The 19,086-nt window shown below is 71.7% G+C and carries 15 protein-coding genes; 7 read left to right on the plus strand and 8 right to left on the minus strand.

Going from position 1 to position 19,086, the window contains the following annotated elements:
- Positions 1–68: 68 nt before the first annotated feature.
- From ABD358_RS21745 to ABD358_RS21760, 4 genes are all read left to right on the plus strand, one after another.
- Complete coding sequence (locus tag ABD358_RS21745) at positions 69–1,979, plus strand: 2-oxoacid:acceptor oxidoreductase subunit alpha (protein ID WP_344632779.1); 1,911 nt, start codon at positions 69–71, stop codon at positions 1,977–1,979.
- On the plus strand, positions 1,972–3,063 hold the full coding sequence (locus tag ABD358_RS21750) for a 2-oxoacid:ferredoxin oxidoreductase subunit beta (protein WP_344632780.1): 1,092 nt from the start codon (positions 1,972–1,974) through the stop codon (positions 3,061–3,063). Before ABD358_RS21745 ends, ABD358_RS21750 begins: the two co-directional genes overlap by 8 nt.
- Positions 3,064–3,292: 229 nt before the next feature.
- Positions 3,293–4,309: an EamA family transporter RarD gene (gene rarD, locus ABD358_RS21755; protein ID WP_344632781.1), complete on the plus strand. Its 1,017-nt coding sequence runs from the start codon at positions 3,293–3,295 to the stop codon at positions 4,307–4,309.
- Positions 4,310–4,497: 188 nt separating this feature from the next.
- Complete coding sequence (locus ABD358_RS21760; RefSeq protein ID WP_344632782.1) at positions 4,498–5,847, plus strand: M28 family metallopeptidase; 1,350 nt, start codon at positions 4,498–4,500, stop codon at positions 5,845–5,847.
- A 177-nt stretch (positions 5,848–6,024) separates the two neighbouring features.
- On the opposite strand, the gene ABD358_RS21765 is transcribed toward ABD358_RS21760, so the two are convergent.
- A complete protein-coding gene (locus ABD358_RS21765; protein ID WP_344632815.1) occupies positions 6,025–6,633 on the minus strand; it encodes a CGNR zinc finger domain-containing protein in 609 nt (202 codons plus the stop codon).
- An 84-nt stretch (positions 6,634–6,717) separates the two neighbouring features.
- On the opposite strand from ABD358_RS21765, the gene ABD358_RS21770 reads away from it, so the two are divergent.
- Positions 6,718–7,212 carry a VOC family protein gene (locus ABD358_RS21770; RefSeq protein ID WP_344632783.1) on the plus strand — a complete coding sequence of 165 codons (495 nt, stop codon included), beginning with the start codon at positions 6,718–6,720 and terminating at the stop codon, positions 7,210–7,212.
- 22 nt (positions 7,213–7,234) lie between these two features.
- On the opposite strand, the gene ABD358_RS21775 is transcribed toward ABD358_RS21770, so the two are convergent.
- The 4 genes from ABD358_RS21775 to ABD358_RS21790 all read right to left on the minus strand — a co-directional run bounded on the left by ABD358_RS21775 (position 7,235) and on the right by ABD358_RS21790 (position 11,697).
- Positions 7,235–8,188 carry an ABC transporter permease gene (locus tag ABD358_RS21775; RefSeq protein WP_344632784.1) on the minus strand — a complete coding sequence of 318 codons (954 nt, stop codon included), beginning with the start codon at positions 8,186–8,188 and terminating at the stop codon, positions 7,235–7,237.
- Positions 8,175–9,143 carry an ABC transporter ATP-binding protein gene (locus ABD358_RS21780; protein WP_344632785.1) on the minus strand — a complete coding sequence of 323 codons (969 nt, stop codon included), beginning with the start codon at positions 9,141–9,143 and terminating at the stop codon, positions 8,175–8,177. The genes ABD358_RS21775 and ABD358_RS21780 overlap by 14 nt, the downstream gene beginning before the upstream one ends.
- Positions 9,144–9,243: 100 nt before the next feature.
- Positions 9,244–10,410, minus strand: coding sequence for a LolA family protein (locus tag ABD358_RS21785; RefSeq protein WP_344632786.1), 1,167 nt, complete (start codon positions 10,408–10,410; stop codon positions 9,244–9,246).
- Between the two features lie 276 nt (positions 10,411–10,686).
- A complete protein-coding gene (locus ABD358_RS21790) occupies positions 10,687–11,697 on the minus strand; it encodes a polyprenyl synthetase family protein (RefSeq protein ID WP_344632787.1) in 1,011 nt (336 codons plus the stop codon).
- A gap of 287 nt (positions 11,698–11,984) precedes the next feature.
- Here ABD358_RS21790 and fahA point away from each other — a divergent pair, with 287 nt between their 5' ends.
- Positions 11,985–13,211: a fumarylacetoacetase gene (fahA, locus tag ABD358_RS21795; RefSeq protein ID WP_344632788.1), complete on the plus strand. Its 1,227-nt coding sequence runs from the start codon at positions 11,985–11,987 to the stop codon at positions 13,209–13,211.
- 91 nt (positions 13,212–13,302) lie between these two features.
- Complete coding sequence (locus ABD358_RS21800; RefSeq protein WP_344632789.1) at positions 13,303–13,794, plus strand: hypothetical protein; 492 nt, start codon at positions 13,303–13,305, stop codon at positions 13,792–13,794.
- 106 nt (positions 13,795–13,900) lie between these two features.
- Here the strand turns inward: ABD358_RS21800 and nuoN are convergent, their stop codons facing one another.
- Genes nuoN through nuoL form a run of 3 tightly spaced genes read right to left on the minus strand, consistent with a single transcriptional unit; the run spans position 13,901 to position 19,075 of the window.
- Complete coding sequence (gene nuoN / locus ABD358_RS21805; RefSeq protein ID WP_344632790.1) at positions 13,901–15,535, minus strand: NADH-quinone oxidoreductase subunit NuoN; 1,635 nt, start codon at positions 15,533–15,535, stop codon at positions 13,901–13,903.
- A complete protein-coding gene (locus ABD358_RS21810; RefSeq protein ID WP_344632791.1) occupies positions 15,532–17,130 on the minus strand; it encodes an NADH-quinone oxidoreductase subunit M in 1,599 nt (532 codons plus the stop codon). The genes nuoN and ABD358_RS21810 overlap by 4 nt, the downstream gene beginning before the upstream one ends.
- Before the next feature lie 4 nt (positions 17,131–17,134).
- Positions 17,135–19,075 carry an NADH-quinone oxidoreductase subunit L gene (gene nuoL, locus ABD358_RS21815; RefSeq protein WP_344632792.1) on the minus strand — a complete coding sequence of 647 codons (1,941 nt, stop codon included), beginning with the start codon at positions 19,073–19,075 and terminating at the stop codon, positions 17,135–17,137.
- Positions 19,076–19,086 lie beyond the last annotated feature (11 nt).

Consider the following 19,086-nt stretch of genomic DNA (forward strand, 5'->3'; position numbering starts at 1 on the left):
CCCCAGGAAGGTCACCCTTACCCACGTACCATGGCTGGCGAGTCGCCGCCTCGAGGAGGTCCTGTCCCGTGACCAGCCAGGTCAGTAGCCCAGCCGATCAGCAGCGTCCGCCCGGCTCGCCGGCCAAGGAGGTCAGGCGGCTGGAGCGCGTGATCATCCGCTTCGCCGGCGACTCCGGTGACGGCATGCAGCTGACCGGCGACCGCTTCACCTCCGAGACGGCGTCGTTCGGCAACGACCTCTCCACGCTGCCGAACTTCCCGGCCGAGATCCGGGCGCCCGCCGGCACCCTGCCGGGCGTCTCGTCGTTCCAGCTCCACTTCGCGGACCACGACATCCTCACCCCCGGCGACGCCCCCGACGTTCTGGTGGCGATGAACCCGGCCGCGCTGAAGGCGAACCTGCCGGACCTGCCGCGGGGCGCTGAGATCATCGTCAACACCGACGAGTTCACCAAGCGGGCCATGGCCAAGGTCGGCTATGCCGCCAACCCGCTGGAGGACGGCTCGCTGGAGGCGTACCGGGTCCACCCGGTGCCGCTGACGACGCTGACGCTGGAGGCGCTGAAGGACTCCGGGCTGGCCCGCCGGGACGCCGAGCGGGCGAAGAACATGTTCGCGCTGGGTCTGCTGTCGTGGATGTACCACCGGCCGACCGAGGGCACCGAGTCCTTCCTGCGGAAGAAGTTCGCCAAGAAGCCCGAGGTGGCCGAGGCGAACGTCACCGCCTTCCGGGCGGGCTGGAACTTCGGCGAGACCACCGAGGACTTCGCCGTCTCCTACGAGGTCGCCCCGGCCTCGGCCGCCTTCCCGCCGGGCACCTACCGCAACATCTCCGGCAACCTGGCGCTGTCCTACGGACTGATCGCAGCGTCTCGCCAGGCGGACCTGCCGCTCTACCTCGGCTCGTACCCGATCACCCCGGCCTCGGACATCCTCCACGAGCTGAGCCGGCACAAGAACTTCGGCGTGCGCACCTTCCAGGCCGAGGACGAGATCGCGGGCATCGGCGCCGCCCTGGGCGCGGCCTTCGGCGGCTCCCTGGCCGTGACCACCACCTCCGGCCCCGGAGTGGCGCTGAAGTCGGAGACGATCGGCCTGGCCGTCTCCCTGGAGCTGCCGCTGCTGATCGTGGACATCCAGCGCGGCGGCCCCTCCACCGGCCTGCCGACCAAGACCGAGCAGGCCGACCTGCTCCAGGCGATGTACGGCCGCAACGGCGAGGCCCCGGTGCCCGTCGTGGCCCCGGCCACCCCCGGCGACTGCTTCGACGCGGCGCTGGACGCGGCCCGGATCGCGCTGACCTACCGCACCCCCGTCTTCCTGCTGTCCGACGGCTACCTGGCCAACGGCTCCGAGCCGTGGCGGATCCCGGACCCGGAGGAGCTGCCGGACCTGCGGGTGCAGTTCGCCACCGGGCCCAACCACACCACCGAGGACGGCACCGAGGTCTTCTGGCCGTACAAGCGCGACCCGCAGACCCTGGCCCGTCCCTGGGCGGTGCCGGGCACGCCGGGTCTGGAGCACCGCATCGGCGGCATCGAGAAGCAGGACGGCACGGGCAACATCTCCTACGACCCGGCCAACCACGACTTCATGGTCCGCACCCGCCAGGCGAAGGTCGACGGCATCGAGGTGCCGGACGTCCGCGTCGACGACCCCACCGGTGACGCGCGGCTGCTGGTGCTGGGCTGGGGCTCCACCTACGGCCCGATCACCGCCGCGGTGCGCCGCCTGCGCGCCGCCGGCGAGAAGGTCGCCCAGGCCCACCTGCGCCACCTCAACCCCTTCCCCCGCAACCTCGGCGAGGCGCTGAGGCGCTACGACAAGGTGGTCGTCCCCGAGATGAACCTCGGGCAGCTCGCCACCCTGCTCCGCGCCAGGTATCTGGTTGACGCCCAGTCCCACACACAGGTGCGCGGCCTGCCGTTCAAGGCCGAGCAGCTCGCCACCGTTCTGAAGGAGGCCCTCGATGGCTGAGACCGCTACGGAGGCGCCCGCCTACCCGGCGCTCTCCCTGGTCCCCAAGGCCGAGACCAAGCAGACCGCGAAGGACTTCAAGTCCGACCAGGAGGTCCGCTGGTGCCCCGGCTGCGGCGACTACGCCATCCTGGCCGCCGTCCAGGGCTTCATGCCCGAGCTGGGGGTGGCGAAGGAGAACATCGTCTTCGTCTCCGGCATCGGCTGCTCCTCCCGCTTCCCGTACTACATGAACACCTACGGGATGCACTCCATCCACGGCCGCGCCCCGGCCATCGCGACGGGGCTGGCCACGTCCCGGACCGACCTGTCGGTGTGGGTGGTCACCGGTGACGGCGACGCGCTGTCCATCGGCGGCAACCACCTCATCCACGCGCTGCGCCGGAACGTGAACCTGAAGATCCTGCTGTTCAACAACCGGATCTACGGGCTCACCAAGGGCCAGTACTCGCCCACCTCCGAGGTCGGCAAGATCACCAAGTCGACGCCGATGGGGTCGCTGGACGCGCCCTTCAACCCGGTCTCGCTGGCCATCGGCGCCGAGGCGAGCTTCGTGGCCCGCACGGTGGACTCCGACCGCAAGCACCTCACCAGCGTGCTGCGCGCCGCCGCCGCCCACCCGGGCACCGCCCTGGTGGAGATCTACCAGAACTGCAACATCTTCAACGACGGGGCCTTCGACGCCCTCAAGGACAAGGACCAGGCGCGGGAGGCCGTGATTCCCCTGGAGCACGGGCAGCCGATCCGCTTCGGCGCCCCGGCCGAGGACGGCCTGGGCTCCAAGGGCGTGGTCCGCGACCAGGCCACCGGTGACCTGCGGGTCGTCGACGTGGCGGTCGAGGGCACCGACGGGATCCTGGTGCACGACGCCCACGCCGCCTCTCCGACGACGGCCTTCGCCCTCTCCCGGCTGGCCGACCCGGACACCCTCCACCACACCCCGATCGGCGTCTTCCGCGACGTGGACCGCCCGGTCTACGACACGCTGATGTCCGACCAGCTGGACCAGGCCGTGGAACAGCGCGGCAAGGGCGACCTGGGCGCCCTCCTGGCCGGCAACGACACCTGGACGGTCGTGGGCTGACCCGTCCGCCCGTCCGTGGGAAGGGGCCGGTTCCGCAGCGGCGGAACCGGCCCCTTCCCCATGTGCGCGGCTCCGTTCCGTGCCGGTCCGGGGGTGGAGCCGTCCGGCCGGAGCGGGCGGGGCGGCGGCGAGCCGGGACTCGTCAGCACCGTATCGTTGAAACGGAAATGACAGGCGGGGTGCGCGGCGTTACCGTCGTCGGATCGGTCACCGTCCCGGAGGAGGAACATTGGAGTCGCACGGCGAGCACCGCACGGGTCTGCTGCTCGGCTTCGCCGCCTACGGGATGTGGGGGCTGCTCCCGCTCTACTGGAACGTGCTGGAGCCGGCGGGCCCCGTGGAGGTCCTGGCCCACCGGATGGTGTGGTCGCTGCCCACCGCCCTGGTCATCCTGGCCCTGCTGCGCCGCTGGTCGTGGCTGCGGCCATTGCTGCGCGAGCCCCGCAAGCTCGGGCTGATCACCGTCGCGGCCGCGCTGATCTCGGTCAACTGGTGGCTGTTCATCTGGGCGGTCGGCACCGGCAAGGTCATCGAGGCGTCGCTGGGGTACTTCATCAATCCGCTGATATCCATCGCCCTCGGCGTCCTGCTGCTGCGCGAGCGGCTGAGGCCCGCCCAGTGGGCGGCCGTCGGCATCGGTGCGCTGGCGGTGGCGGTGATGGCCCTCGCCTACGGCCGGGTGCCCTGGCTCTCCATCGCCCTGGCCGTGTCCTTCGCCCTCTACGGACTGATCAAGAAGCGGGTCCGGCTGGACGGGGTGGAGAGTTTCGGTGCCGAGACCGCCGTGCAGTTCCTGCCCGCGCTCGGCATCCTGCTCTTCCTGGGTTCGCGGGGCGAGGCGACCTTCACCACCGAGGGGACCGGGCACACCGTGCTGCTCTCCCTGGCCGGGCTGGCCACCGCGCTTCCGCTGATCTTCTTCGGCGGGGCTGCGGTACGGCTGCCGCTGTCCACGATCGGGCTGCTGCAGTACCTGGCGCCCGTCTCGATGTTCCTGCTGGGGCTGCTGGCCTTCGGCGAGGAGATGCCGCCCGAGCGCTGGGCCGGCTTCCTCCTCGTCTGGACCGCCCTGTCCGTGCTGACCTGGGACGCCCTGCGCACCGCGCATCGCTCGCGGGCGCGGCTGCGCGACGCCGCGGGAGCCGCCGCGGCCGCCTCCGCCGCGAAGGCACGGGAGGCGGAGGCACGGAAGGCGGAGGACCGGCCGACGGCGGCCGGGGTCCCGTCGGACACCGCACAGGACTGAGTTCACACGAACAGCCCATCCCAGGGCGGGAAACCATCTCGGGTCGGCGCGCTCCGGTGCGCCGACCCGAGCCATGTCAGAGCAGACGCGTCCGATATTCGGATGCATATGTCCGGATTTCGCCCTTGACGTCATTCCAGTGCCACATCAGCATCATGTGCACGTCAACCCCCGCACAGGAGGCACCGATGCTCACACGCGCTGGACGGCGGCTTCCCCGGAGCGCCCCTCTGCGCCGCACCGCCCTGGGAGCCGGACTGGCCGGTGCGCTCGCGGCCGGACTGCTCACCTCGTCCGCCACGACGGCCGCCGCCGGAACCACCGCGCCGACCGTCGCGGCACCGGACATCCCGGTCGCCAACGTCAAGGCACACCTGTCGCAGCTCCAGTCGATCGCCACGAGCAACGGCGGCAACCGCGCCCACGGCCGGCCCGGCTACCGGGCCTCGATCGACTACATCAAGGGAAAGCTGGACGCCGCCGGCTTCACCACCTCCATACAGCAGTTCACCTCCGGCGGAGCCACCGGCTACAACCTGATCGCCGACTGGCCCGGCGGCGACACCGGCCGGGTCGTCATGGCCGGAGCCCACCTGGACTCGGTCAGCAGCGGCCCCGGCATCAACGACAACGGCTCCGGATCCGCCGCCGTCCTGGAGACCGCCCTCGCCGTGGCCCGCGAGGGGTACCGGCCCGACAGGCATCTGCGGTTCGCCTGGTGGGGAGCCGAGGAGCTGGGCCTGGTCGGATCGCGGCACTACGTCGGCAGCCTCTCCGCCACCGACCGGTCGAGGATCGGCGCCTACCTCAACTTCGACATGATCGGCTCGCCGAACCCGGGCTACTTCGTCTACGACGACGACCCGGCCATCGAGAAGGTCTTCAAGGACTGGTTCGCCGCCAGAGGCGTGCCGACCGAGATCGAGACCGAGGGCGACGGGCGCTCCGACCACGCCTCCTTCAAGAACGCCGGCATCCCCGTCGGCGGGCTCTTCACCGGCGCCGGACGGACCAAGACCGCCGCACAGGCCCAGAAGTGGGGCGGTACCGCGGGGCGGGCCTTCGACCCCTGCTACCACTCCTCCTGCGACACCCTCTCCAACATCAACGACACGGCCCTGGACCGGAACAGCGACGCCCTGGCCCACGGCGTGTGGACGCTCGGCTCCGGAACCACCACCCCGCCCCCGACGGGTGACACGTTCGAGAACACCACCGACGTCTCCATCCCCGACGGGGGCTCGGCCGTGGAATCGCCCATCTCCGTCACCGGACGCTCCGGCAACGCCCCGAGCGCGCTCCAGGTCGGCGTCGACATCAGGCACACCTACCGCGGCGACCTCGTCATCGACCTGATCGCACCCGACGGCAGCGCCTACCGGCTGAAGGGCTCGAACAACGACTCGGGCGACGACGTGATCACCACCTACACCGTCAACGCCTCCACCGAGACGGCCAACGGCACCTGGAAGCTCCGCGTCCGGGACCTCTACCGCTCCGACAGCGGCTACATCAACAGCTGGAAGCTCACCTTCTGACCGGCCGGACCGGGGCGGACGGACTCCCGTCTTCTCCACCCCCCTTCCCTGCCGGACGCGCGCCGTCCGCCGGTGATCCACCGGCGGACGGCGCGTCGGCGTATCACCGCCGGGCGGCCGTTCCCGGCGGGAGCGGGGCGCCCGCCGGCCGCGGACCCGCGCCCCGCGGGCGCCCCGTCACTCCTCCTCGCGGCGGGCGCGCAGCGCCCGGACCTTGTGGCGGTTCCCGCAGCGCTCCATCGAGCACCAGCGGCGGCGGCCGGGGCGCGAGGTGTCCACGAAGACCAGCTGGCAGTCGTCGGCGGCGCACTCCCGTATCCGGCGGGCGTACGGGCCGCCGAACAGGTCGACGGCGTCGCGCGCGACCGTCGAGAGCAGGTGCGCCCCCGTCGCCCCGGGCCCCCACTCCCTCCGCCAGCCCGTGCCTCCGTCCGGCCGCAGCAGCCGGACGGGCAGCGGGGGGCCGGACGCGGTGTCGTTGACCACCGCCACGTCCTGCGGGCGCGGTGCGCGGCCGTACGCCTGGTCCACGGCCATCCGCCACAGGGCGGCGCGCAGCTCCTTGGCGGCGGCCAGTTCCACCTCGGTCACCTCCGGCAGGGACGAGACGCGCAGCCGGGACCGGGAGGCCCACACCGCCAGGTTCACCGGCTCGTGCAGCACCTCGTACCGCGCGTGCCCTCCCGGGCCGCCCGTGGGGAGCAACTCCAGGCAGAGCGCCCCCGGGTCGAAGCGGTAGGGCACCCCTTCGGGTGAGTGCAGGACCAGACCTGTTGCGGGCTCCATCACGTAACCACTATAACTGGTTACGCACGGCGGGGGCGGGAGCGCCCTGGAGAAACGAGAGAAGAAGGAGCGGGAGGAGAAGCCATGGCGGACACCACGAACGTCCCGGGCGCGGCGGGGAGCGCCCGGGAGACACTCCACTGGAAGCTCGTGATCGACTGCGCCGACCCGCACCGGCAGGCCGACTTCTGGGCCGCGGCCCTGGGCTACGAGGTGGAGGACAACAGCGCCCTGATCGAGCGCCTGCTCGGCTTCGGCGCCGTGAACGAGGACATCCTGGTCGAGCACCACGGCCGCCGCGCCTGGCGCGACCTGGCGGCGGTACGCCACCCGGAGGACCGGGTCGACCCCGAGAGCGGCGCGGGGCTGGGGCGGCGCCTGCTCTTCCAGCGCGTTCCGGAGGCCAAGACGGTCAAGAACCGGCTGCACATCGACGTCCACGCGGGCGCCGGGCGCCGTGAGGAGACCGTCGCCCGGCTGGAGGGCCTGGGCGCGACGGTCATACGGCAGGTGAAGGAGCAGGGCGGCGAGTGGACGGTGATGTCGGACCCCGAGGGAAACGAGTTCTGCGTGTCCTGAGGGGCCGACCGTGCCGCACGCGTCAGACCGTGATGTCGCGGCTGGTGAAGCGGGCCCAGGCAGCCGATCCGAAGACGGCCGTGTACAGGCCCTGGAGGAGCAGGTTGTCGAGCAGCCCCTCCCAGTAGACGGGATCACGGAGTAGGTCGGCGAAGGACATCCAGTGGTGCGGGAAGAGGTAGGGGTGAAGCACCTCCAGTTGCGGGATCGCGCCGAGGATCTGCACGGTGATCAGCAGGCCGACGGTCGTGGCCATGGCGGCGACACCGCTGTTGGTCAGGGTCGAGACGAACAGGCCCAGCGCCGCCAGACCGGCCAGTGAGGCGGCGACCACCACCGCTATGGCCAGAGCCCTCAGCAGTCCCTCCTCGAAGGACACCGTGGTCCCGGACAGCAGGGTCACCTCCCCGACCGGGAAGAGCAGAGCACCGACGGCCAGGGCGGAGACCGCCACCGTCAGGGTCGCCGCCAGGCAGAAGGCCAGGACGGCGGTGAACTTGGCGAGCAGCAGCCGTGTGCGTCCGGCCGGGGCGACCAGCAGGTAGCGCAGGGTACCCGTGGCCGCCTCTCCCGCGATCGAGTCGCCCGCGACGACTCCGACCGCCATGGGGAGGAAGAACGGGAGGGTGGCGGCCAGCGCGGTGAAGACCAGGAACAGGCCGTTGTTGGTGATCTGGCCGATGAACGCCGGCCCTTCGCCTCCCCTTCCCCCGCCGGCCGTACCGCCGTCACCGGTCTCGATCCTGACGGCGATCCCGACCAGCAGCGGGATCCCCGCCAGCACGATCAGGAGCGCCAGGGTCCGCCAGCGGCGGAAGGTGACGGCCAGCTCGCTGCGGAACAGCGCCGGCGACCACAGCGGGCCGGGGCGGCGCGGGGACGTGCTCCGGTCCTCCACCGGTGCGGTACCGCCCCGCCCGGCCCGCGGCGGGTCGGTCCGCGGTGTCCCGGTCCTCGGAAGTTCAGCCCGCGACATCGAATCCCTCTCCGGTCAGTGCCACGAACACGTCCTCCAGCGAGGCGCGTTCGGTTCCGAAGGCGCGTACGCGGACGCCGGAACCCACCAGGGCCGCGTTGAGGTCGGACGGATCGGGTGGATCGACGGTCGGCAACTCGCCGGTGACACGGTCGTCGGTGACGGTCAGACCGGTCACGCCCCACTCCTTGAGGACACGGACGGCCTCCGCGGTGTCCGGGGTGGCGACCGCGAGCCGACCGCGGGCCTCCGCCGCCAGCTCGGCCACCGGGCCCTGGGTGAGCAGCCTTCCGCGGGCCATCACGGCCGCATGCGTACAGACCTGCTCGATCTCGTCCAGCAGGTGGGAGGAGAGGAAGACCGTGGTGCCGTCGTCGGCGAGTTCGCGCACAAGGGCGCGGATCTCGCGCATGCCCTGGGGGTCGAGTCCATTGGTCGGCTCGTCCAGGACGAGCAGTTCGCGCGGCTGCAGCAGCGCCGCCGCCAGACCGAGCCGCTGCTTCATGCCCAGCGAGTACGTCTTCGCCTTCTTCCCCGCGGCGGCCGTGAGCCCCACCCGCTCCAGCGCCCTTCCCACCCGGGACGCGCGGGTACGGGGGTCGGCGGTCGGATCGGCCGCGTCGAAGCGCACCAGGTTGTCGCGCCCGGAGAGGAAGCCGTACAGCGCCGGCCCCTCGATCAGCGCGCCCACCCTCGGCAGCACCCGCCGGGCCGTGCCCGGCATCGGCTCCCCGAGCAGCCGCACACTGCCGCCGCTCGGCTCGATCAGCCCGAGCAGCATCCGGATCGTCGTGGTCTTCCCCGAGCCGTTGGGCCCCAGGAAGCCGAAGACGCTGCCGCGCGGCACGGTCAGGTCGAGTCCGTCCACGGCGAGTTGCCCGCCGCGGTACCTCTTGGTGAGGCCGCGGGTCTCGACGACCGCGTCCCGGTCCGGCGGGACGGACGCTGACTGCATGCTGCTCCCCGGGGTCGGGTGGACGATCCGGCGCGGCGGCGCCGCACCGGCCCCTCCAGCTCCACCGGACGGCGGGCGGAGGGGCCGTGCGGCGCTCCGGTCACTCGGCCGCGTTCGCGGCCTCGACCAGACCGTCCCGGGTGACGGCTCCCACGTACACGGTCCCATCGTCGGTGATCAGGGCGTTGACGAGACGGGTCTTGAAGAGCCGGCCGGTGCCGAACTCCCCCTTGACCTCGTCGGTGAAGCTGCCGAGCAGGTCCCGCGCCTCCGGTGCCTTCACCCCGTCGGCGGCGCCTTCCGGCAGTTCGATCTCGGCGACCGAGTTCCAGCCCTCGCCGATGACCTTCAGGCCGGAGGGCATGCCCCGCCGGTCCTCCTTCCCGCCCGCCGCGGCGGATCCCTCCCGCGCGCCGTCGACCCTCTCCTCGGTGATCTCCGCGCCCTTCGGGGGCTTGAACGCGAAGGTCTCCGCGTCCGGCTTGGAGAAGTCCACCTGGGTGTAGCCCACGTCGATCGCGGCCTTGCCGCCGTCCTCGGGGGTGAGCGTGAACCTCAGCGGCACACCGCTGTCCGCGTCCACCGTGATCCGCACCGACTCGACCGTGCTGTTCGACTGCTTCGGCCGGACCAGCAGCTGGTACGCGTCCTGTCCGGCCACCTTCGCCGTCCCGTCGACGGTGACCGAGGTCGTCTCGTCGACCGCCTTGAGCACGTGCGCGGCCGCCTTCTGCGGAGTGATCGACTCAAGCCCCTCGGGCGCCTTCTCCCGTCCGGCGTCCTCCGGGAGGACGGTGTGGTGGACGGTGTTGCTCGCGCTGTCGTACGCCCACACGTCCTCGCCGTTGCGGATGAGGCTGTACTCCGCGGCCTCCTCGACGATGGAGACGCGCTGCCTGTCCGGTCCGTCGGCGGCGACGCGCAGGGTGTGGCTCCCGGAGGACAGCTCCGCCAGTTTGCCGCGCGGATCGGCCTCGGACGCCTTCTCCCCGCCGCGTCCCTCACCGCCGCGGTACCCGTCCTGGCCCAGGGCGGACAGGGCGGGGAATCCCAGGTCGGTGGTGATCCTCACCGTGCCGGACAGATGCTGGACGTCCGACGCGGCGATCTTCGCCACCAGCTCCTGTGCGCTGATCTCCGGCAGGTCGGGATCGCCGCCGGGAGTCGCCAGCGCCGGTACGAGGCCGACGGTCGCCGCTGCCGCTCCGGCAACCGTGGCCGGCACGGCGTAGCGCAGCGCCTTCTTGAACGATCGGGTCTGTGCCATGTGTGCGCGTACCTCCGTGGTCGGCGGCGGTTCGTCCGTGGCTCGCACTCGTCCACCCCTAGCCGCCATTCTCACCCAATCCGGTGGATGCTGACGGGTTTGATCCCATCAAATTGCTCCGGACAGGGCGTCAGCCGACAGGGGCAAACCGACGTACTACCGCAGGATGAGAGCGCTGCGCCGTCTCCTCCCCCTCGGGGGAACCACGGGCCCGGGAGAGCCCACCGGAGACTGCCGGACACGGCCGGACCAGGGAGAACACGAGCCGGCGGGGACTCAGCCCGCCCGGTGGACCACCGCGTCGCACAGGGAGGAGAGCGCGTCCTTGGCCGGGCAGTCCGGCAGGGGCGCGAGTATCGCCCGGGCCTCATCCGCACAGCGGACCGTGTCGCGGCGGGCCTCCTCCAGCGCCGGGTGCTCGCGGAACCTCGCCAGTACCTCCGCGTGCCGGGCGTCGTCGGTCAGGTCCCCGTCCAGCAGCTCGCACAGGGCCAGGTCCTCCGGCGAGCCCTCCCGCGCCGCGCGGGCGCGCAGACGGAGCACCGGCAGCGTCTCGATCCCCTCGCGCAGGTCCGTGCCGGGCGTCTTGCCCGACTCGTGCGAGTCGCTGGCGATGTCGAGCACGTCGTCCGCGAGCTGGAAGGCCGTCCCGATCCGCTCCCCGTACTGGGTGAGGATGTCGGTGACGTCCTCGTCCGCGCCCGACATGGTCGCGCCGAGACGCCCGGCCACCGCGATCAGCGATCCGGTCTTGCCCGCGATCACGTCGAGGTAGTGGTCGATCGGGTCGTCGCCCTCGCGCGGCCCCGTCGTCTCCAGGATCTGCCCGGTCACCAGCCGTTCGAAGGCCTCGGCCTGGATACGGACCGCCTCCGGGCCCAGCCCCGCCACGATGCGGGAGGCCCGCGCGAAGAGGAAGTCGCCGGTGAGCACGGCCACCGAGTTGTCCCAGCGGGCGTTCGCGCTCGGCACCCCGCGCCGCACGTTCGCCTCGTCCATCACGTCGTCGTGGTAGAGCGTCGCCAGATGCGTCAGCTCCACGACCACCGCCGAGGGCACCACCCCCGGAGCCCGGGGGTCGCCGAACTGCGCCGCCAGCATCACCAGCAGCGGGCGGAACCGCTTGCCGCCCGCCCTCAGCAGATGCTGCGCCACATCCGTCATAAAGGGGAAGTCGCTCTTGGTGGCCTCGATGAGGGCCTCCTCGACAGCCGCCAATCCCGCCTGGACATCGGCTTCCAGTGCCTGGTCCCGCACGCTCAGCCCGAGGGGCTCGACGACGGTCACGAGGGATTCTCCTGTCTGCGTACGATCAGCGAACGTCACGCGGCTTGTGGCGGCCGTCACGGTGCGTCACCTCGCCGCTGGGCCGCTGTCGCCATCATCATCCCTGGCAGCGTAGCCGGTCCCATGACGATCACTCCCCCCGCGTACCGCTGTATCCGCCTCCCGTACCGGCCCTCTTCCCGGCCCTCTTCCCGGCCTGCCGCGCGCCGCTTCTGCGGGAGATCACCACCGCGTAGCCTGTTCGCGGCCCTGACCGGCGACGACCTCGAAGGCGAGGCATCCCACCCATGTCCGACGCGACTCCGCTCCGGCTGCCCGACGACGACCTCTTCGGCCCGGACAACCTTCCCTACGGCGTCTTCACCACCGAGGACGATCCCGACCTGCGCCGGATCGGCGTCCGCTACGGCGACTACGTCCTGGACGCGGGCGCGGCGGCGGACGCCTGCGGCTCCCCCCACACCGACCTGCTCCAGCGGCCGAACCTCAACCCGCTGATGGCGGCGGGCCGGCCGGTCTGGCAGGCCGTGCGCGCCGAGGTGCGCTCCTGGCTGACCTCCCCCGAGCACGCCGACACCGTCACCCACAACCTGATCAGGCTGGAGGACGTCACCCTCCACCTGCCCTTCGAGGTCGCCGACTACGTCGACTTCTACGCCAGCGAGCACCACGCCTCCAACGTCGGGCGCATCTTCCGCCCCCAGGGCGAGCCGCTCACCCCCAACTGGAAGCACCTGCCGATCGGCTACCACGGCCGCGCCGGCACGGTCGTGGTCTCCGGCACCCCCGTCGTCCGTCCGCAGGGCCAGCGCAAGACCCCCGACGAGACCGCCCCCGTCTTCGGCCCCTCCCGCCGTCTGGACATCGAGGCCGAGGTCGGCTTCGTCGTCGGCACCCCCTCGAAGCAGGGCGAACGCGTCCCGCAGTCAGCCTTCCGGGAGCACGTCTTCGGCGTCTGCCTCCTCAACGACTGGTCGGCGCGCGACATCCAGGCATGGGAGTACGTGCCGCTGGGACCGTTCCTGGGGAAGTCCTTCGCCACCTCGATCTCCGCCTGGGTCACCCCGCTCGACGCCCTCGACGCCGCCCGCACGACCCCGCCCGAGCGCACCCACCCCCTGCTGGACTACCTGGAGGACTCCGCCGCCGGGGAGCCCTGCGGACTGGACCTGAGGCTCTCCGTCTCCCTCAACGGTCACACCGTCGCCGAGCCGCCCTTCTCCGCGATGTACTGGACCGCCGCCCAGCAGCTCGCCCACATGACCGTCAACGGCGCCTCGCTGCGCACCGGGGACCTCTTCGCCTCCGGCACGGTCAGCGGACCGGAACCCCGGCAGCGCGGCTGCCTGCTGGAACTGACCTGGTCCGGCCGCGACCCGCTCGAACTGCCCGGTGGCGAGCGGACGTTCCTGGAGGACGGCGACGAGGTCGTCATCACCGCCTGGGCCCCCGGCCCAGGCGGTTCCCGCATCGGTCTCGGCGAGGTGTCCGGGCGCATCCACCCGGCCGTGTAGCAAGCCCGGAACAGGGCCGCCGAGTCCTCTCGGCGGCCCTGTCCGGTCTGCTAGCTTGACGTGTCCTTTAACACGCATGGAGGGGGAGCACGTGCGCACGTCAGCACGGTACGCGGGAGCGGCCGCCGCCCTGGCCGCGGTGCTGCTGGTCGGCGGCTGCGGAAGCGGGGGCGGCGAATCCGGAGATCCCGAGCCGAAGGAGACCGCCCGGGAGACCGCCGAGCCCACCCAGGACGCCGGCGACAGCCCCTCGAAGGGCGGCGTGGAGGGCACCTGGAGCACCAAGAACGGCGCCGACGCCCTGGTTCTGAGCATCAGCAACGGCCAGGCGGCCCTGCTCGGCGAGACGGCCTGCTCGGGCCCGGTGGACACCGGCGCGGACCCGGTCACGTTCACGCTCAAGTGCACCGACGGAAGCACCGACCGCACCGAGGGCACGGTGAAGAGCGTCGACGGCGAGAGCCTCACGGTCGCCTGGAAGTCGGGGTCCACCGACACCTTCACCAAGGTGGAGGTCCCCACCGAGATCCCCACCGACATCGGCGACCTCCCGACCGACCTCGGCGACCTCGCCGAGGAGTGACCCGGCCGGCCCGGCGCCCCCGGACACCGCGGCACCGCGCGTACGACGGCCGCCCGGCACGGATGCCGGGCGGCCGTCGTGTGTCTCGCACGGGTGTGCGGCGGTCTCAGCGCACGAAGACCCCCGCCTGGGACGCCAGGTCCAGGAAGTACTGCGGGGCCACGCCCAGGACCAGCGTCACCGCCACGCCGATGGCGATCGCCGTGGAGGTCAGCGGGCTCGGCACGGCGACCGACGGCCCGCCCGCCCGGGGCTCGCTGAAGAACATCAGGACGATGACGCGGATGTAGAAGAACGCCGCGACGGCCGAGGCGATCACACCCACGACCACCAGCGCTCCCGCGCCGCCCTCCGCCGCCGCCTTGAAGACCGCGAACTTGCCCGTGAAGCCGGAGGTGAGCGGAATGCCGGCGAAGGCCAGCAGGAAGACCGCGAAGACCGCGGCCACCAGCGGCGAACGGCGCCCCAGCCCGGCCCACTTGGACAGGTGCGTGGCCTCGCCGCCCGCGTCCCGCACCAGCGTCACCACGGCGAAGGCCCCGACCGTGACGAAGGAGTAGGCGCCCAGGTAGAACAGCACCGACGAGATCCCCTCGGGCGTCGCCGCGACCACACCGGCCAGGATGAAGCCGGCGTGCGCGATCGAGGAGTACGCCAGCAGCCGCTTGACGTCGGTCTGGGTGATGGCGATGACGGCGCCGGCCGCCATCGAGGCGATCGCCACACCCCACATCACCGGCCGCCAGTCCCAGGTCAGCCCCGGCAGGACGACGTACAGCAGCCGCAGCAGGGCGCCGAAGGCGGCGACCTTGGTGGCCGCGGCCATGAAGCCCGTGACGGGGGTCGGGGCGCCCTGGTAGACGTCCGGGGTCCACATGTGGAACGGCACGGCGCCGACCTTGAACAGCAGGCCCATCAGCAGCAGTGCCCCGCCGATGAGCAGCAGGGCGTCGTTGCCCGTCGTGGCGGCGAGCGTCTCGGTGACGCCGCTGTTGGTGTCCGAGACGACCTGGGCGATGCCCGCGTACCTCACGGTGCCCGCGTAGCCGTACAGCAGCGCGACGCCGAAGAGGAGGAAGGCGGAGGAGAAGGCGCCGAGCAGGAAGTACTTGAGCGCGGCCTCCTGGGACATCAGCCTCTTGCGGCGGGCCAGCGCGCACAGCACGTACAGCGGCAGCGAGAAGACCTCGAGGGCGATGAAAAGGGTCAGCAGGTCGTTGGCGGCCGGGAAGACCAGCATGCCGCCGACCGCGAAGAGCAGCAGCGGGTAGACCTCGGTGGTGGTGAACCCGGCCTTGACCGCGGCCTTCTCCCCCTCGCCGCCGGGGACGGCGGCGCCCTCGGCGGCGAAGGAGTCCACGTGTCCGGCGTGCGTCCGCGGGTCCAGCCGCCGCTCGGCGAAGGTGAACACCGACACCAGCCCCACCAGCAGGATCACGCCCTGGAGGAACAGCGCCGGGCCGTCCACCGCGAGGGCCCCCATGGCGATCAGGCCCGCCTCGGTGGAGGCGCTCCCGGCGGCGGCCAGTCCGACGACGGCCGCGAAGGCCGAGGCCAGGGCGAGCCCCGACAGCAGGGCCTGGGCCGCGTACCGGGCCCGGCGCGGCAGGAACGCCTCGAACAGGACGCCGACGACGGCGGCTCCGATGACGATGAGCACCGGCGCGAGCTGCCCGTACTCGATGTCGGGCGCGGGGATGGTCTCCTGCGCCCGCAGGATGAGTTCCGTGGTGGTGCTCACTTGGCGGCCTCCACCTCAGGCTTGGGGTCGGTCTTCCGCACGTCCGAGAGGGTGTGCTGGACCGCCGGGTCGACGATGTCCGTCAGCGGCTTCGGGAAGACGCCGAGGAAGATCAGCAGGGCGATCAGCGGCGCCACCACCGCCAGTTCCCGCACCCTCAGGTCGGGCATCCGCTCGACCCCGGGTTTGACCGGGCCGGTCATGGTGCGCTGGTAGAGCACCAGCACGTACAGCGCCGCCAGGACGATGCCGGACGTGGCGACGATCCCGGCCACCGGGTAGCGGGTGAAGGTCCCCACCAGCACCAGGAACTCACTGACGAATGGCGCCAGGCCCGGCAGCGACAGGGTGGCCAGGCCGCCGATCAGGAAGGTGCCGGCCAGCACCGGGGCGACCTTCTGCACCCCGCCGTAGTCAGCAATGAGCCGCGAGCCGCGGCGCGAGATCAGGAAGCCGGAGACCAGCATCAGGGCCGCGGTGGAGATCCCGTGGTTGACCATGTAGAGCGTCGCCCCGCCCTGGCCCTGGCTGGTCATCGCGAAGACGCCCAGGACGATGAAGCCGAAGTGGGAGATAGAGGCATAGGCGATCAGCCGCTTGATGTCGCGCTGGCCGATGGCGAGCAGGGCTCCGTAGACGATGCTGACCAGCGCCAGCACCACGATCACCGGGGTGGCCCACTGGCTGGCGCCGGGGAACAGTCCCAGGCAGAAGCGGAGCATCGCGAAGGTGCCCACCTTGTCCACGACCGCCGTGATGAGCACGGCCACCGGGGCGGTGGACTCGCCCATCGCGTTCGGCAGCCAGGTGTGCAGCGGCCACAGCGGCGCCTTGACCGCGAAGGCGAAGAAGAAGCCCAGGAAGAGCAGCCGCTCGGTGCCGGCGGCCATCGTCAGCTCGCCGGAGGCGCGGGCCTCGGTGATCGCCTGGAGCGAGAAGGTGCCCTCGCCGAGCTGGTCGGCGGTGACGGCGTAGAGGCCGATCACCGCGGCCAGCATGATCAGGCCGCCGGCCAGGTTGTAGAGGAGGAACTTGACGGCCGCGTAGGAGCGCTGCTTGGCCGTCTCCTCCTCGCCGTGCGGGCCCGCCCGGTCCCCGAAGCCGCCGATGAGGAAGTACATCGGGATGAGCATGGCCTCGAAGAAGATGTAGAAGAGGAAGACGTCGGTGGCCTCGAAGGAGATGATCACCATCGCCTCGACGGCCAGGATCAGCGCGAAGAAGCCCTGGGTGGGCCGCCACCGGCGGTTGGGCCTGTCCTCCTCCTCCGGGGCGTCGGCGTCGTGCCAGCCGGCGAGGATGACGAACGGGACGAGCACGGCGGTCAGCGCGATCAGGGCGACCGCGATGCCGTCCACGCCCAGTTCGTAGCGGACGCCGAAGTCGGCGATCCAGGTGTGGGACTCGGTGAGCTGGTAGCGGTCGCCGCCGGGATCGAAGCGGAAGGCGACGGCCGCGGCGAGGACCAGGGTCGCCAGGGAGACGGCCAGTGCCAGCCACTTGGCCGCGGTGCGCCTGGCGGCGGGTACGGCGGCGGTGGCGACCGCGCCCAGCGCGGGCAGCACCGCCGTTGCCGTCAGCAGGGGAAATGACATGGGATCAGACCGCCCTCATCAGCAGGGTCGCGGCGACCAGGATCGCCGCACCGCCGAACATCGAGACCGCGTACGAGCGGGCGTAACCGTTCTGGAGCCGCCGCGTCCGGCCGGACAGGCCGCCGACCGCCGCGGCGGTGCCGTTGACGGCGCCGTCGACGACCTTGTGGTCGAGGTAGACCAGACCGCGGGTGAGGTACTCGCCGGGCTTGACCAGCACCACGTGGTTGAAGTCGTCCTGGAGCAGGTCGCGGCGCGCGGCCCGGGTGAGCAGCGAGCCGCGCGGGGCGACCGCCGGCACGGGCTTGCGTCCGTACTGCGCCCAGGCCAGTCCGGCGCCGAGCACCAGGGCGACGACCGTGGCCGCGGTGACGGTGAGGGCGCTGACCGGCGGGTGGCCGTGCTCGAAGCCGGTGACCGGCTCCAGCCAGTGGACGAAGGCGTCGCCCCAGCTGAACAGGAAGCCCGCGAACACCGACCCGAAGGCGAGGACGATCATCGGGATCGTCATCGACTTCGGCGACTCGTGCGGGTGCGGGACGCTGTACTCGCCCCGCGCGGCCGGCTCCACGTCCGGCTGCTCCGGCGACGGGGCGGGCGCGTTGCGCCAGCGCTCCTCGCCGAAGAACGTCATCAGCATCACGCGGGTCATGTAGAACGCGGTGACGGCCGCGCCCAGCAGGGCCGCGCCGCCGAGGATCCAGCCCTCGGTGCCGCCCTTGGCGAAGGCCGCCTCGATGATCTTGTCCTTGGAGAAGAAGCCGGACAGGCCGGGGAAGCCGATGATCGCCAGGTAGCCCAGCCCGAAGGTGGCGAACGTGACGGGCATGTACTTCCGCAGGCCGCCGTAGCGGCGCATGTCCACCTCGTCGTTCATGCCGTGCATCACCGAGCCGGCGCCGAGGAAGAGCCCGGCCTTGAAGAAGCCGTGGGTGACCAGGTGCATGATCGCGAAGGCGTAGCCGACCGGTCCCAGACCCGCGGCCAGGACCATGTAGCCGATCTGCGACATCGTCGAGCCCGCCAGGGCCTTCTTGATGTCGTCCTTGGCGCAACCGACGATCGCACCGAACAGCAGCGTGACCGCGCCGACGACCGTCACGGTGGTCTGCGCGGCGGGCGCCGCCTCGAAGACCGCGCCGGAGCGGACGATCAGGTAGACGCCGGCGGTGACCATGGTCGCGGCGTGGATGAGGGCGGAGACCGGGGTCGGGCCCTCCATCGCGTCGCCCAGCCAGGACTGGAGCGGCACCTGCGCCGACTTGCCGCAGGCGGCCAGCAGCAGCATCAGGCCGATGGCGGTGGCCGTGCCCTCGCCCGTCTCGCCCACCGACTCCAGGACCGGGCCGAAGGCGAAGGTCCCGAAGGTGGCGAACATGATCATGATGGCGATCGACAGGCCGATGTCGCCGACGCGGTTGACGATGAACGCCTTCTTCGCCGCCGTCGCCGCGCTGGGCTTGTGCTGCCAGAAGCCGATCAGCAGGTACGAGGCGAGACCCACGCCCTCCCAGCCGGCGTACAGCAGCAGGTAGTTGTCGGCGAGCACCAGCAGGAGCATCGCCGCGAGGAACAGGTTGAGGTAGCCGAAGAAGCGGCGGCGCCGCTCGTCGTGCTCCATGTAGCCGATCGAGTAGACGTGGATCAGCGTGCCCACGCCCGTGATCAGCAGGACGAAGGTCATCGAGAGCTGGTCGAGCCGGAAGGCGACGTCCGCCTGGAAGCCGCCGACCGGGATCCAGCTGAACACGTGCTGGTGCAGGGCCCGCTCGTCCCCCTGGCGGCCGAGCATGTCGGCGAAGAGGACGGCCGCGAGGACGAAGGACGCCGCGGCGAGCACGGTGCCGATCCAGTGGCCGGTGCGGTCCAGCCTCCGGCCGCCGCACAGCAGTACGGCCGCGCCCAGCAGCGGGGCCGCGACGAGCAGTCCGATCAGAGTCTCCACTGTTCGCTACC

Origin of the sequence: Streptomyces glaucosporus (assembly GCF_039533345.1) — a bacterium.
Classification (GTDB): domain Bacteria; phylum Actinomycetota; class Actinomycetes; order Streptomycetales; family Streptomycetaceae; genus Streptomyces; species Streptomyces glaucosporus.